Raw genomic sequence first — 14,843 nt, 5'->3', positions numbered from 1 at the left:
TCACTTTCGCAAAAGGCACTTCAAAACATCACCAACTCAAGCCTCTGGCGCTGCTTTTGCAGGGCTATGGGATGACTGTGGATCAGGCTTACTTCGCCTGGACCTCAGGCAAGGCACGGGGGCTTCCCTCCATTCTTTTTGTGGGGGAGGGCAATCGCGGAGCTCATGCTTGGTTTGGCTACATGAAGTCTGACGATCATTGGGAGCTCAACGAGGGGCGTTATTCCTACGACAACTATGCGACTGGTTCCGCACGAGATCCGCAGACGGGGAAGAAGATGACCGATCACGATTTGCTGTATCTGGCCAGCCGCTTCCGTAACCGTCCGGAGTATCTGACGGCGCGTTTCCATGTGGAGATGGCGGATCTATTCAAGGCGTCCAACGATCTGCCTCGGGAAAAGGCTGCCATCGAGACGGCGATTGGGCTTTGCCCCAATGATGCGGATGCTTGGGACCGTCGGACGGACATCCTCAAAGGCACCGGGGCAGTGCCTGCGCAAATGACCCAGCACTACGAGGCAGCCATTCGCCAGTTCAGTCGCAATGCAGACCTGAAGGCCGAATACACCACCAAGTACGTGGCGCTGCTGCGGGAAACCGGGCAGACCGACATGGCGGACAAGCTGGAGCGTGGTGTGGTTTCCGCGAACTCCAAGGAACGCACTGACCTCAGTCTGGACACTGCCAACCGGAAGATGAAAGAACTCATGAAAGAGGGCAAATGGGATGAGGCCTACAAGCAACTGGACTGGGCCATGGGCAAGCTGGGTAAAGCCAGCAGCGGTCCCGTCTTTTCAGACATGCTGACGCCTTTCGTCCGGGAGTCTCAGAAGGCGAACCAGCTTGAGCTGGCCTGGAAAGCGCTTCGGACAGCGGGGCGGGCACTCACACTCCAGAGTGATGACTATCGCGATGAATACGCCGCGATGGAAGAGAGCGTCAAGAAGGCGATGAAGGAGCAGAAGAAGGGCGCGTAGGGAGGGGGGCGTTGCGAACGAACTGCGAGATGACTTGGCCGCAGAGTACAGGAGGCGGGGGCTCCGGCCCTGCGGTCTTGTTGGTGTGCGGAGCGGGAACTGGAGCAAGAGACGTTTGGAGCGTGAGCGGGGCTGGGAACCACCGCCTCCTGTACTCACGAACAAGCTGCGAGGCGACTTGGTCGCGGAGTAAAGGAGGCGGGGTCTCTGGCCCCGCGGTCTGTGGGATGGGCGAAGCGGGGACGGGATCAAGTGTCGCTTTCGGCTTTTCTCCAACTGGCCCTTTCAAATCACCACCACGCTTCGCAGCAGGGTTGGAGTACCGCTTTTAAGCCAATACCATCAGGGAAAGTGTGGCGAGGCTGATGATCCTCTTTGCGAAAGAGCTGAGGGCTGAAAGCCCGGAGTCATAACAGCCTTGGGCAACGCTCAAGGTTGGCGTTGGTTTTAGATGTTGAGGGCTGCAGGCCCGGCGTCGTGCAGGGATGCTCGTCGTGCGCAGGCTTGATGAGGCCGGGCCTACAGCCCTGAATGTATTGAGGAATCCCAAACCCTGGGCGCTGCCCAGGGCTGGTATGAATCCGGGCCTTTGGCCCTCAGCTTCGGCTCCGTCACCGCGAATCAAGCCGCTTGGTAAATGCCATGCAAAAGCCAGATGCTAGCTTTGATGCGATGATGGAACCAAGGCTCCGATTTCCCTGATGGCATTGGCTTTTAAGCGGAATCAGGAGGCGCGTGTTCTCTGATTTTGCGTCGCTGGGATGCGCAGGACCGGTTGGCGATGACTGGGTATTTTGGGGAGATATTCACTTCAAGGAACATGTGAGGCGTGATTCCGCTTTAAAGCGGTACTCCAACCCCGGCTCGGACCTCGATCCGCCACATGGAGAGTCCAACGCCCTGTTGGTGTTCTGGTAAATGCAAGCCAACCCCGCTGGCGAATGTTGCCGATTGCCAATCGACGGCACAGCAGATTGCCAATCTGCGCTACGGGGTGGCATCGCCCCCCCGGCGTCAGGTCTTGCGTCTTGTGTCTTCTAGTCTGGAGTCTCCCGCGCAGCAGGTCTCACACAAACCCGGGCACGCTGGCGGCGCTGCTGGTGCCGAAGGTGTCGCCTTCGATGCCCATCTTCTGGAGCATCTGCACATAGAGGTTGCAGAGCGGGGTGTTGTCCTTGGCATCGCGCGCCACGTGCTGACCGTGTTGGAAGCCACCGCCGGCCAGCAGCACGGGCAGGTTGCGCCAGTCGTGGCTGTTGGCGTTGCCGAGGTTGCTGCCGAAGAGCACCATCGTGTTGTCCAGCAGGCACTTGTCACCTTCCTTCTTCTGCTTGAGAGCGCCGAGCAGCTTGTTGCAGGCGTTCATCTCGGCCTTTTCCACCAGCTCAAGCTGGCGGATCTTTTCGGGATCCTGGCCGTGGTGGGAGAGGTTGTGGTGATCGATGCTCACGCCGGGCACCGGTGGCACGTCGCCGCGTCCTTGCACCAAGATGGTGATGAGGCGGGTGCTGTCTGTCTGAAGGGCGAGGGGGACCAGTTCAAAGAGCAACTGCATGCGGCCGATGATGTCGGCATTCTCTGCGATATCGGAGGGAGCCTTGGCGTCGATCACGGGCTTGGGCTTCTGCACCCATTCCTCTTGCTTGGCCAGGCGCAGTTCCATCTCCCGCACAGAGGTGAAGTACTCGTCCAGCTTCTCGCGGTCTGAGGAGCCAACTCGGGAGCCGAACCGTTTGGCCTCTTCGCGGACGGTATCCATGATGCTGCGTCCGTCCTTGAGCTTGCGCATCTGCTGCTGCACCTCCCACTGGGAGCCGTTGGTGAAGAGCTTGGCGAAGACGACGGAGGGGCGCGTCTCTGCCGGGATCATCACGCCGCTGCGGGTGTAGCTCTGGCTGACATTGTTCGTGCCCAGTGTGAGCGAGGGGTAGCGTGTCTCCACACCGATCTTTTCCGCCACATACTGGTCCAGAGAGATGGTGTTGCGGAATCCTCCCAAGCCGGGATGGCGGGCGGAGGTGAGCCAGGTCATCTCTGAGGAGTGGCCATCGGCGCCAGACTGGTCCGGGTGGGAGAGCCCGGAGAAGACGGTGAAGTCATTGCGGTGCTCCTTCATCAGGTCCAGGTACTCTGTGGCGACATAGCCGCGACCGGCCTGGGTGGGGAAGAAGGCCGGGCCGTAGATGCCGAGACTCGTGCAGACGGCCACCATCCGCTTGGGCGATGCGGCAGCGGCAGCGGCAGCTTTGTGAGGCAACATGGCGTCCAGGAAGGGCAGAGCCAGGGAGACGCCGCTGCCACGCAGGAAGCCGCGGCGGGAAAGGGGGGATGATGGGCGGTTCATAGTGGCGGTGGCGGGATCGGGTGGGCGTCTTACTTGGACTGGAAGAGCGGGCTTTGCACAATTTCCTGAACCAGAGTGCGGAGTCCGCCGCCCTGTTCCTCCGTTTTGGCAACGATGGCATCAATGGCGGGGCGGTCGGAGAATCCGATGCCTGCGCCGGTGGAATAGATGACGAGCTTTTCAGTCAGTGCACGGACCACCGGTTGGGGATTGGCCATGAGCAGACTCTTGAAGTCGATGATCCCGGTAAAGGCGGCTCCATCCGCCAGTGCACCGCTGGCATCCACGGCTGGGCCGAGCTTGATGTAGAGGCGCTTCTTCCGGGTATTCGACACGGTGGCAGTGTCACCTTTGTCCTGGGAACGGTAGCGGTCCCGGAAGCCGCCGATGACATCGAAGCTCTCCAGCGCGAAACCGGGTGGGTCGATCTTGCTATGGCAGCCCTTGCACGTTTCCGAGTTGCGATGCTTGTCCAGCTGCTCGCGCACCGTGGTGGCACCGCGAGTGTCTGGCTCCAGGGAGCCGACGCCCGGTGGGGGTGGGGAGGGAGGCTGCCCCAGCAGCTTCTTCATGACCCAGGCACCGCGCAAGACGGGCGAGGTGGTGGTGCCGTTTGCCGTGACTTTGAGGACACTGGCCTGGGTGATGATGCCGCCCCGCGGACTGTTGGCGGGCAGGGTGACCTTGCGGATCTGCTCGCCATCCACACCGTCAATCTGGTAATGCGCGGCCAGCCGGCTGTTGAGCATGGCAAAGTCTGAGTGGATGATGTTGGTGACCGGGAGGTTCGAGGCAAGGAGTTCGGTGAAGAAGGCCTCGGTCTCGTCCACCATGGAAACCCGCAGGAGCTCGTCCGCCTCGGGATAGAGCTTCTTGTCCGGCGTGGTGGCGTCGATGTTGCGGAGGTCCAGCCACTGGCCGGTGAAGTTGGTGACAAAGGCCTTGGCCCGTTCGTTTTTGAGCATCCGCTCCACCTGGCCCCGCAGCACTTGGGGATCACTGAGTTTCTTCTCGGTTGCCAGCTTGAGCAGTTCTTCATCCGGCATGGTGCTCCAGAGGAAGTAGGAGAGCCGGGAAGCCAGGGCGTAGTCGGTCAGCTTGCCGGTGTGCTCCTCAAGGAAAAGGAACTGCGGAGCGGTGAGAATGGCGCGAAAACCGATGCGGATGGCGTCGAGATAGCTCAGTTGTTCATCCAGCGCATCCGTCGTCAGCTTCACATAACGGTCTGCCTCACCCGGTTCCAGCGGGCGGCGGAAGGCCTTGGTGGCAAAGCGTTCCAAAACCGCCTTGGCGCTGGCCTTGGGATCTTCCGGCTTGATTTCATAAGCCACCCGTTTGTCGCGGTTCTTGCGACCTTCCTCGATCTTGGTGATCGGCGTGTCGCCAAAGAGGGCCTCCATGCTGCGGGGAGGCCAGGTTTCTTTGAGCGGGCCTTCCACCTCCACCCACTGGATGGCCAGGCCCGATCCTCCAAACTCCTTGGCCCCAATATTGTACACGTTCTGCCCCTTTTCATCCACGCCCGTGTTGGTCGGCTCGATGCGCAAATGTTCATTGGCTCGGAGACGGCCCACGAACTCCACCACGCGAGGCTTGTCGGCCGGCATGTCGAACCAGCCTAGGAGCTGCTTGTCCTTGAAGTTATCTCCGTAAACCCGCATGGGGATGCTCTCGCCCTTTCTCTGAAAGCCGTAGGCGCTCACGCGGATGCGGAACAGTCCGGCCGGATGGCGCTCCACCTGGCGAATCTGCGCCGCAGGATAGCCCTGATCAAAGAAGACGATGGCCCCGTCCGGCAGTTCCCGTAATAGCTGGCGGTGCTTGCTTTTGGGGTCATTGGGGTTGGTCAGAGTGCCTTCAGGAGTGTCGATGTTTTTGCGCACGCCCTCCTCGTTCTTGACCAGCCAGTGGCCGCTGATGGGAGCGGGTTCTGGTCCGAGATTGATCGCAGCATCGACGGCGGCGTCCGCGGCCTCCAGGTACTTCTCCATCTGGAGGGTGGAGAGGCGCAGGCCCTCTGATACAGTGTCGAACCCGTAAAGCGGCGTGTCGGCTGGCAGCATGGCCGTGAGAGGGAGGCTGATGCTCAGCAGATCCTGCACCGTCCGCTCGTACTCTTCGCGGTTGAGTCGGCGCAGAACGGTGCGTCCATTCGCGGCAATCTTCTGCTTGTCCACCGTGCTCAGGTTGTCACCGAGGTCGGTCAGAAAGGCTCTGGAGGCATCGGCAGCGGGGCGGTCTTCCTTCTTGGGGGGCATCTCACCCTTTTGCACCACGTCGTAAACTTTCACCCACTTGTCGTAGGCAGCTTTCTCATTCGGAGCCCAGCGTAGTGCCTCCAGGTCCACGCCGCCTTTTCTGGTTTCCGTATCGTGGCACTCCAGGCAGTGATTGCCGAAAAAGGCCTTGGTATCGGGCGCAGCCTGGCACAACGGCGCGACGCACATAGAGCTGAAGACGAGTCTTTGCAGGGTCACGGTAGTGGGTAGGGCAGGCATCGCCTGGTGCCTACGGCACCTCCGGCGGGACAAGGCTAAACGGAGAAGCGGTGCCGATTATTGGGGACATTCGGACCAAACTCATGGAATTTGAGAGCTTGGGCTCTCCTGGGTTAAATGGTTTGCTTGGCTTGAGGTAGGGAAAAGCCTGTATTACGGGGCGTGGTGGCCAGTAAGTCGGCAGACCCTCAACACCAGACTTTTGCATTTATCTCGTACATCCAAGTTTTTGTATGAATTCCCGGGAAAATTCTGTTCTTATTTGGCCCCTCCCCTAGCCATGTTGACCACGACACGCTTCTTTGCCGCCTCCCGTTGCTTGATCCTCGCCTCCGTCGGCGTGATGTCATCGCTACCAGGTTTCGGGCAGTACTTCGACAGCAGCAGCGCTTCTGGATTAACACCTGCACCCACGGCGGTAAACTGGCAGAGCAACGTTTGGCAGTCGTTTGACTCTCCTGGTACCACGCCGCCAGGTGCATGGGCAGACGGCGGGGACGCCTACTTCCAGACAGGTGGGACGAATTTGGTCAACATCACGAATGAGGTCAATGTCAGGGATTTGACGCAAAGCGTCACGGGCACCTCCACGATCTTGGGTGGCAACGGCACCCTCACCCTCACGGGAGCCGCAGTGATCAACGGGAGTGGCTCCAATCTCCAGTTCCTGTCTGGCTTGTCTCTACTGATTCAGCCGACTGGGCTGTCGTTTGAGTTCCGGGCCTCCTCTTCGGACATTCTGATCGATGCGGTATTGAAGGGGGGCAGTGCGCTTGAAAAGACCGGCAGTGGGACATTGTACCTGAATCGTGCCAATGTCTTGACGGGCAACATCACTCTCTCAGGTGGTGTGACCGAAATCGGGTCTGCTGCGGCGCTTGGCACAGGTAGATTGATCATCAATGGAGCGACGCTTCGATATGGGCGTGGTGTGGCCGATGATGTATCTGACCAGTTGGACCCCATTGGCGCAGGTGGAGCTGTGATCAACACCAATGGAGGATTGATCAACTTTTCCAGTGCATTGTCTGGGAGTGGCACGCTGACCAAGCAGGGAACCGGAATCCTGGTGCTCAACGCGGCGAGCCCGAGCTACACCGGGCAGATTGTGGTGAATGAGGGTACTTTGGCCATCAACCCAGCTACTACGGGTACGACGGCTACCATTCTAGGAACTTCAGGGAGCACGGCGGTCAACGGGGTTCTTGTGAAGAATGGGGCCACCTTGGACCTTTCCGGCGGGGGAACCGCAAATGAGCCCTTCAATGAGTACATCGCTCTGGAAGGACGCGGGGTGAACGGGCAGGGGGCCCTCATCAAAAATGGCGGCCAAAACCAGAGCGCCATGAACGTGTACCTGACCGGACACACGACCATCTTCAACAACTCCCGCATCGATATGGACAACGTCTTTGACGCGGCAGGGTTCAGTCTCACCAAGTTGGGAACTGGGGAACTGCCGCTGGAAGGGGGCAACACCAGAAACCTGGGCAACGTCTTCGTGAAGCAGGGGACGCTGAACTTCAGTGGCGGCGCGGACATGGGCTATGATGCCAGTGCCACGTTTGGGAACACGATCTTCATCAACACGGGAGCTGTCCTGCAAACCTACGACAAGGGAAGCGACCTGAAGCGGATCACTCTGAACGGTGGTACGCTGCGCCGCGGCGGTGGCAGCACCAACGTCAACGTCACGACGATCGGCATAACGGGAGGCATCACCCTGAACGCTGGGGCATCCAGCATCGCCCGCAACTCAACCGTCCACGGTTTGATCTGGGGGCTAAACGTGATCAATCGCAGCGTGGGGGCCACAGTGGACCATGACGTTCTCGTGGTGGGCCCCACGACCTACAAGACTCTTGCCACCACCGACACTCGCAATACCAATGGAATCTTGGGCGGGTATTTTACCTACGGCGGCACCACCTGGGCGGTGAACGGACCGGACACGGACGATGGTGCCATCGGTGGACTGGTGGATGCTTCCTTCCAGACGAGCAGTGATTCTTCCACATGGCTGGCGACGGAGAACGTCAGTCTGGCGGGTGATCCTGCGGCCAGCATCTCCACCCGCACCATTCATTCTCTGCGTTTGACCGCGTTGGCGAATCTGACCATTGGAGCGGGGGAGTCGTTGACTCTTGGGAGCGGGGGGGTGCTGGTTACCGGGGCGGGTGCGACGAGTATCGCCGGTGGCTTCCTTCAAAGCGGTAATTCGCAAGATCTGGTGGTGATTCAGAATGCATCACAAGCGCTCACGATCAGTTCAACCATTCGCAACAACGGTGGAGCCACGGCATTGACCAAGTCGGGCACGGGAACGCTGATTCTTTCCGGCACCAATACGTACAGTGGGGGCACTTACATCAACGGTGGCAACAACAGCGGCACCATCGGCACTGGAGTGGTTCAGGTCACCAACGTGACGGCGAGTGGGAATGACAACCTCGGGGACAACAGCGCGACCAATGATCTCTACTTCAACAACGGCACGCTCCGCTATTCGAACACTAGCGCGAATGGCACGATCAGCCGTGATGTGAATCTGCTCTCAGGGGGCGGAGTTTTGGAGGTGGTCACTGCCGGGGTGACGGTGGAAATCTCTGGAAAGATCTCCGGAGAGGCCCTCGCCGCGGATGAAGGATTTTTCTCCTCACAGGGTACACTGACGAAAACCGGAGCTGGCACTCTTGTCATCAGCAATGGGAACAATGACTACACTGGCGGGAACATCGTCAATGGCGGCATTTTGCGCCTTAGCGGGGCTGGCAAACTGGGAGCCTCAATCGGATACCTCACGGTGGGGGCAGCGGGCGTGGTGGATCTTAATGGCACCAGCCAGAGTGTGGGTCTCTTGTCGGGATCAGCAGGTGCCATCATTAGAAATAACGGCGCAGGCAGTCAGAACCTGACGTTTGGCAATGGCAATGCGTCCAGCGTCACAAACCTGACTTCTGCGTCCAGCACAGGCTACGCCGGGATCATCCAGGACAATGATGGGACAGGATCCGGTGCGGTGTCTCTGACCAAGGTCGGCACGGGGACGCAGATCCTTTCTGGTGTGAATACCTACACTGGGACCACCAGCATCAATGAAGGCACTCTGCAGATGGGTGCTGGGACGGGATCGGCAACCAGCACGGCTCGTTCCGGAAGTGGTGCTGTCACGGTAGCAGCCAGCGCCACGCTGTCCGGCAACGGAATTATCGGGGGCAATACTTCCATCGCGGCCAATGGTCTTCTGAGCGTGGGTGTCTTTGGTCAAACGGTGGCCCAGACACTGACTTTCGCGGGCTCACTGGTGAATGATGGCGTGATCAGTCTGGATGTGTGGTCGGCCAGCGGCATTGATCAAATCAAGTTCACCGGCTCAGGCACCGTGGATCTCAACGGCAGGCTCATCGTCAACAACAACGCGGTCTCCTCGAACCTCTGGACCGCGAACCAGTCACTCAAGCTTTTTGACTGGGGGACCATGTCGGTCCTGGATCGCAGCATCGCCGATATGCTGCTGGATATCGGGGCGATGAAACTTTCGGATTCCGCCAATACCTATTGGGACACGAGCCGTCTTCTGGTGGACGGCACCATCGTGGTGCTGGCCAATGCTCTGGTCTGGGATGCGAACACCGGTACCAATGGTGCTCAAGACGGAGCAGGTAATTGGGCCGTCACCCCGAACACGAACTGGTGGACTGGCAGTGCCAACACGTCTTTCGTTTCCGATGGCACCCTGAACGTGATTTTCGGCAGCGGATCAGGTGCCGCCGGGGCGGTCAGCGTCCAGGCGGGTGGAGTTTTGGTCAACAACATCACCTTCAATGATGCTGGGAGTAGCAACTACACCATCCAGGGCGGAAATGTGACGCTCACTGCCGGGGCCTGGATCGCTACCAATCATGCCTACTCAGACACGGCGGGCACCACCATCACCGCGATTCTGGCCGGGACCAACTGGACGAAGTCCGGACAAGGACGTCTCATTCTGAACGCCAACAACGCCTTCACCGGAACGGTGACAGTTGCGCAGGGCGTACTGGACGTCCGGCATGCCAACGCGCTCGGACCGAATGCCAGCAGTACCACTACTGTGATGAGCGGGGCCACCCTGGAAATCCGTGGGGGTATCACCGTTAATGAAAACCTGGTGATCAATGGGTCTGGTCATCAATCTGGTGGTGTCTCCCTCGGAGCCATTTCGAACCAGTCCGGCTCCAACACCTTCTCCGGGACCATCAGCGTTGCCACCAACTCCCAGATCACTGCGCAAGCGGGTACGGTGTCGCTTAGTGGCGTCATCAGCGGCAGTGCCGGCCTAGTCATTACGGCGGTGGATCCTGCTGCGATCGTGCAGTTCACGGGCAACGGTTCCAACACCTACACAGGCGCCACCTCCGTCAATTCAGGCATCCTTCGGCTGGCCAAAACGCAGTTCCTCAATTCCATCACTACGAACACCCAGGTGAACATCGGTGATGGAGTGGGCTCTAGCAGGGACATCCTTCGTCTCGGTACGAGCGACCAGATTCATGACACGGGCACGGTTCTGAGCTTCAAGGGATCAGGAGCAGGCGGTGGCGTGTTTCAGCTGTTTGGCTTTAACGAAACGGTGGGGACCATCCGGAGCACAAACGGTGATGGCGTGATCGAAAATGGAGGCTCGGGGGTCAGCACGCTTACAGTGAACAATGTCACCAATGATGTCTTCTCCGGCATCCTGCAGAATGGTGCGGCCGGAACCTTGGCGTTTACCAAGATCAACAATGGCATCTTGAGTCTGACAGGTGCCAACACCTATACTGGGGCCACCAGCGTCCGCGCGGGTGTGCTGGAGCTCTCTGGTGGCGGTACCTTGAGCGGTACGACGGCGATCCAGGTCGCCTCCGGGGGCACTCTGCGTCTGACCAATACCAGTGGCGCAAATTCTGCGAACCGGCTCAACGACAGCGCCGCGATTTCCATGGTCGGTGGCAAGCTGGAGTTCTCTCACAACGGAGGCAGTGCGAGTTACTCAGAGACCGCAGGCGCCCTGAACTTGGAATCCGGTGCCAACAGCATCTCGAGCTCGCAGGCAGCAGGGGGATTTACCTCCCAGCTCACATTCGCCTCTCTGAATCGCCTGAACTATTCCACAGTGGATTTTGTCGGGACAGGATTGGGCGGAGATTTGCAGAACCAGATCCGGTTCAATACAGTGCCTTCCACCCAGGATCATGGACTGATCGGAGCTTGGGCCACGGTGGGCACGGAGTTTGCCAAGTATGGCTCCTTTGGTGTGACCGCCATGTCTGGGGCTGACTATGCGCTGAACACCGCTGTCAGCACGTGGACCTTCAAGCAGAACATCAAGCAGACGGCAAGTTCCACGCTCACATCCAGCCGCAATGTGAACTCCCTGAACCTCGCGCAGGTTGGGGCCACGACTGTGGATCTGGGCGGTAACACGCTTCGGATTGAATCAGGCGGATTGTTGGTGAGCGGTAACTTTGACAGTGCCATCACCAATGGCACCCTCACAGCGGGAACCAGTGCCAATACGACCGGTGAACTGGTGGTGCATCAGACTGCTGCCGCCTCCACATTGACCATTGGGGCATCCATTGGGAACAACGGAACTGGTGAGGTGGCTTTCACCAAGAGCGGTGCAGGGGCGGTTGTTCTCGCGGGAAGCAATACCTTTACTGGCGGGATCACTGTGAATGCCGGAACCTTGCGCTTGGGCAACGCCCAGGCAGTGGCGGTGGGCAACCGGCTTGCGATTGAAGGCGGCACGCTGGACCTCAATGGGTACAATGTCACAGCAGGAGCGCTCTCGAGTGCCAGCCCTCAGGCCACACTGGGCGTGATCACGAACACGGCCGTCACGCAAGCTCTGTTGACGGTGGGTTCCGGGGATGCCTCCAGCAGTTACTACGGCACCATCATCAATGGTACCGGTGGAATAGCGCTGACCAAGGTGGGGCTGGGAACGGTCACACTGGCTGGCAACAACACCTTCACGGGAGCGGTGAATGTTGATGCTGGTAAACTGGTGGTGGGGCACGCCAATGCGCTTGGAACGACTGCGGGAGGAACCGTTGTGAAGGATGGTGCGACTCTGGAGTTCACAGCGGAGGGCACCTACACGGAAGCCATCACGCTTACTGGCGAAGGGTACAACCGGCAGGGGGCGCTTTCTCTGGCCAACGTCACTTCACTACGTGGTGGGGCAGACCAGGTCCGGGTAAACAACGTCATCCTGGCAGGAAACACCACGATCAACACTAGCACCAAACGCTTGGACTTCGATGGTACGCTATCTGCCGCAGGATTCGCCCTTACGAAGATCGGCTCGTCCCAGGTCACTTATGAAGGCGGGGGGACGACCAACTTGGGAGATCTCTACGTCAAGCAGGGCGACTTCACCTTTGGCGGTGGTGCCAACGCTCTCGGCAATGCCAGCAACACTATCTACATCAACTCCAATGCGACACTGAGGTTCTACAACGTGGCTGCTGTGAGCAAGGGTATCACGCTGCGCGGAGGTAACTGGATCCGGGACGGCAGCAGCAACGCCACCACCTTCCGGGTGGCCGGTGGGGGCTTGCGCATTGAGGCCGGGGCTTCCGCTCTGACTCACACTGCGACAAGCCAAGTGATTCACCTTGATGTCATCAACCGCGCTGTCGGTGCCACGTTGAACATCACCAATACCTCTTCGCCGGTGGTTGCGTTCACGACCAGCACCCTCAACACCAACGGTATCATTGGCGGGTATGCGACCTGGGGCGGCAATACCTGGGCGGTGAGCGGTGCCTCCGGCACAGATATCACCATTTCCGGGTTGTCCTCCTTTCAGACCAATTCGTTCACGGTGGCGGCGAACAATGTGGATATCACCAGCAGCCAGGGTCCGGCGGCAAACTTCACCATCAACAGCTTGCGTTTCAACACCGCAGCAGGTGTCACCCTGACGCTTCAGGGATCCAACGTCATCAGTTCTGGAGGTATTCTGGTGACCTCCACTGTCGCTGGGAACGCGACGCGCATCACGGGCGGAACCCTGATGGGATCTGTCAGTGGTGATCTTATCATTCACCAGAACAACGCGGGGGCAGACTTTTTTATCGAGTCCATCATCGCCGACAACACGGGTGCTACGGCGCTGACCAAATCAGGAGCCGGGAAGATGGTTCTCTCTGGCAGCAACACCTACTCTGGGGGGACCTACATCAATGGCTCTTCGGGCGGTGCCACCAGGGGGATTCTCTCTGTCGCAAAGATTTCTGACACTGGCGACAGCAACATTGGCCAGTCCACAGCGGGATCGAACGGTCTGTCGTTCAACAACGGTATCCTTGAGTACACTGGGTCAGCGGGTGCGCAGACGAGCAGAAATGTTCGCCTGTATTCTGGCGGCGGTGAATTCCGGATTGGGACGGCAGGTGTGGAGCTTGAATTGAGCGGTGTCATCTCCAGCGGTGACACTGAGACCAACGATGGTTACTACAATGCGGAAGCTGGGCTGACAAAGAGCGGCAATGGCATTCTGGCACTTTCGGGTACTGTCGCCAACACTTACACAGGTGACACGGTGATCAACGCTGGCGTCTTGCTCTTGAGAAAGTCCGCCGGAGTGGATGCAATTGCCGGATCCATTGTGGTCAACAACACTGGGATCTTGCGCCTTGGTCAGACCAATCAGATCAACAACAGTTCCGTCCTCACTCTGGTTCAGACCGGGATGTTTGATCTCGATGGCTATTCAGAAGCGGTGGGCGGCCTGTCAGGCGTGGACGCGACCAGCTCAGTCAGAAACGGAGGCTCATCGGCCTCTGTATTGGGTGTTTCAGTGGCTGCCGGGCAGACTTACAAGTATGCAGGCAAGATTGAGGATGGGGTTTCGCCCCTCTCCATCGAGAAGTCTGGCGCGGGCACGCAGGTGTTGTCGGGCCTGTTGACGTACTCCGGATCCACATCCGTTTCTGCCGGGACATTGCAGTTTGGCGATGGCGGGGCCACCTCCGTCGTTCTTGGCGGGGCGGTGCAGATTGCCACCGGAGCCACACTGGCGGTGAACAGTTCTGGAGATGTGGTGCTTGGAGATGTGGGAGGAGCCGGATCGTTGGTGCAGGCGGGATCGGGTACCACGGAGGTGTCCACTCGGTATGCCTTGACGGGCGAATCCAAGGTGACTGCAGGGAGGCTGCTTGTGGATGGCTACTCGTCTGGAACCGTAGCTGGCAGGATCAGCGTGACCGGTGGTCAGCTTGGCGGCAAGGGAACGATCAACAGCAATGTGGTGGTGAGTGAGAGAGGGGTGATCAATGCTGGCAGCCGGCTTTCGGAAATCGACCGCTTGACCTTCGCTGGAGATCTCATGGTCAAGCGAGGTGGTTTGTCTGCCGAGCCCCGGTTGTTGTTCCAAGTCAGCAGCTTCGAAATGCTCTACAACGATTCGATTATTCAGACGCTCAGCGAAAGCGCCATTGCAACTTACTTGGCCGGGCTGGACTTTTCAGACATCGACGGATCGGGGACAAGCTTGCGTGAGCTTGGGCTGGGTGCTCATGACCAGCTTGATATCAAGGGCACGCTTACGCTGGAAGCAGGGGGGCTCATCGTGGTTGACGGCGGTACACGTACCTTTGTGGCTGGTGACATGCTGGATCTTATGGATTGGGCCACGTTGGCCAACCCCCTGACGACGGACGGGCAGTGGGATGTAAACTTGGATCTCATTCTGCCAACACTCGGAACTGGATTGAAGTGGGATCGCAGTCTGTTCCTCTCGGATGGGGTGGTGGTCGTCGTGGTGCCAGAGCCATCGAAGGCCTGCTTGCTGCTGCTCGGGCTGGGCTGCCTCTTCTTGCGGCGCAGAAGACGGTAGTCGGGTGGGACTATGATCCTGGGGGGGGGCGGTGGCTGTGCCGTCACTCTCCTTTTGTAGAGGTCACATAGTAGATCCCGTCCGCTATGCGGCGGGAGAAGGGCGGGGAGTGGAAGATACTTCGTTCGCCTGGATCGCTCGATTGCGCT

The 14,843-nt window shown here is 59.1% G+C and carries 4 protein-coding genes; 2 read left to right on the top strand and 2 right to left on the bottom strand.

What is annotated here, in order from left to right; all coding sequences use genetic code 11:
- Nucleotides 1–71: 71 nt before the first annotated feature.
- Nucleotides 72–980, top strand: coding sequence for a tetratricopeptide repeat protein (locus tag VSP_RS18055; protein ID WP_009962453.1), 909 nt, complete (start codon nucleotides 72–74; stop codon nucleotides 978–980).
- Nucleotides 981–2,046: 1,066 nt separating this feature from the next.
- On the opposite strand, the gene VSP_RS18050 is transcribed toward VSP_RS18055, so the two are convergent.
- Both VSP_RS18050 and VSP_RS18045 read right to left on the bottom strand, forming a co-directional pair.
- Nucleotides 2,047–3,324, bottom strand: coding sequence for a DUF1552 domain-containing protein (locus VSP_RS18050; RefSeq protein ID WP_009962452.1), 1,278 nt, complete (start codon nucleotides 3,322–3,324; stop codon nucleotides 2,047–2,049).
- A 29-nt stretch (nucleotides 3,325–3,353) separates the two neighbouring features.
- Nucleotides 3,354–5,822 (bottom strand): DUF1592 domain-containing protein, encoded by a 2,469-nt coding sequence (locus tag VSP_RS18045; protein ID WP_198141182.1) that lies wholly within the window; start codon nucleotides 5,820–5,822, stop codon nucleotides 3,354–3,356.
- A gap of 280 nt (nucleotides 5,823–6,102) precedes the next feature.
- Here VSP_RS18045 and VSP_RS18040 point away from each other — a divergent pair, with 280 nt between their 5' ends.
- On the top strand, nucleotides 6,103–14,694 hold the full coding sequence (locus VSP_RS18040) for a beta strand repeat-containing protein (protein WP_009962450.1): 8,592 nt from the start codon (nucleotides 6,103–6,105) through the stop codon (nucleotides 14,692–14,694).
- Nucleotides 14,695–14,843: the final 149 nt, after the last annotated feature.

It is taken from the genome of Verrucomicrobium spinosum DSM 4136 = JCM 18804 (assembly GCF_000172155.1).
In the GTDB taxonomy this organism is placed as follows: Bacteria; Verrucomicrobiota; Verrucomicrobiia; order Verrucomicrobiales; family Verrucomicrobiaceae; genus Verrucomicrobium; species Verrucomicrobium spinosum.
Note: the sequence above shows the minus strand (reverse complement) of the source record. Positions and strands in the feature narration are given on the sequence as shown.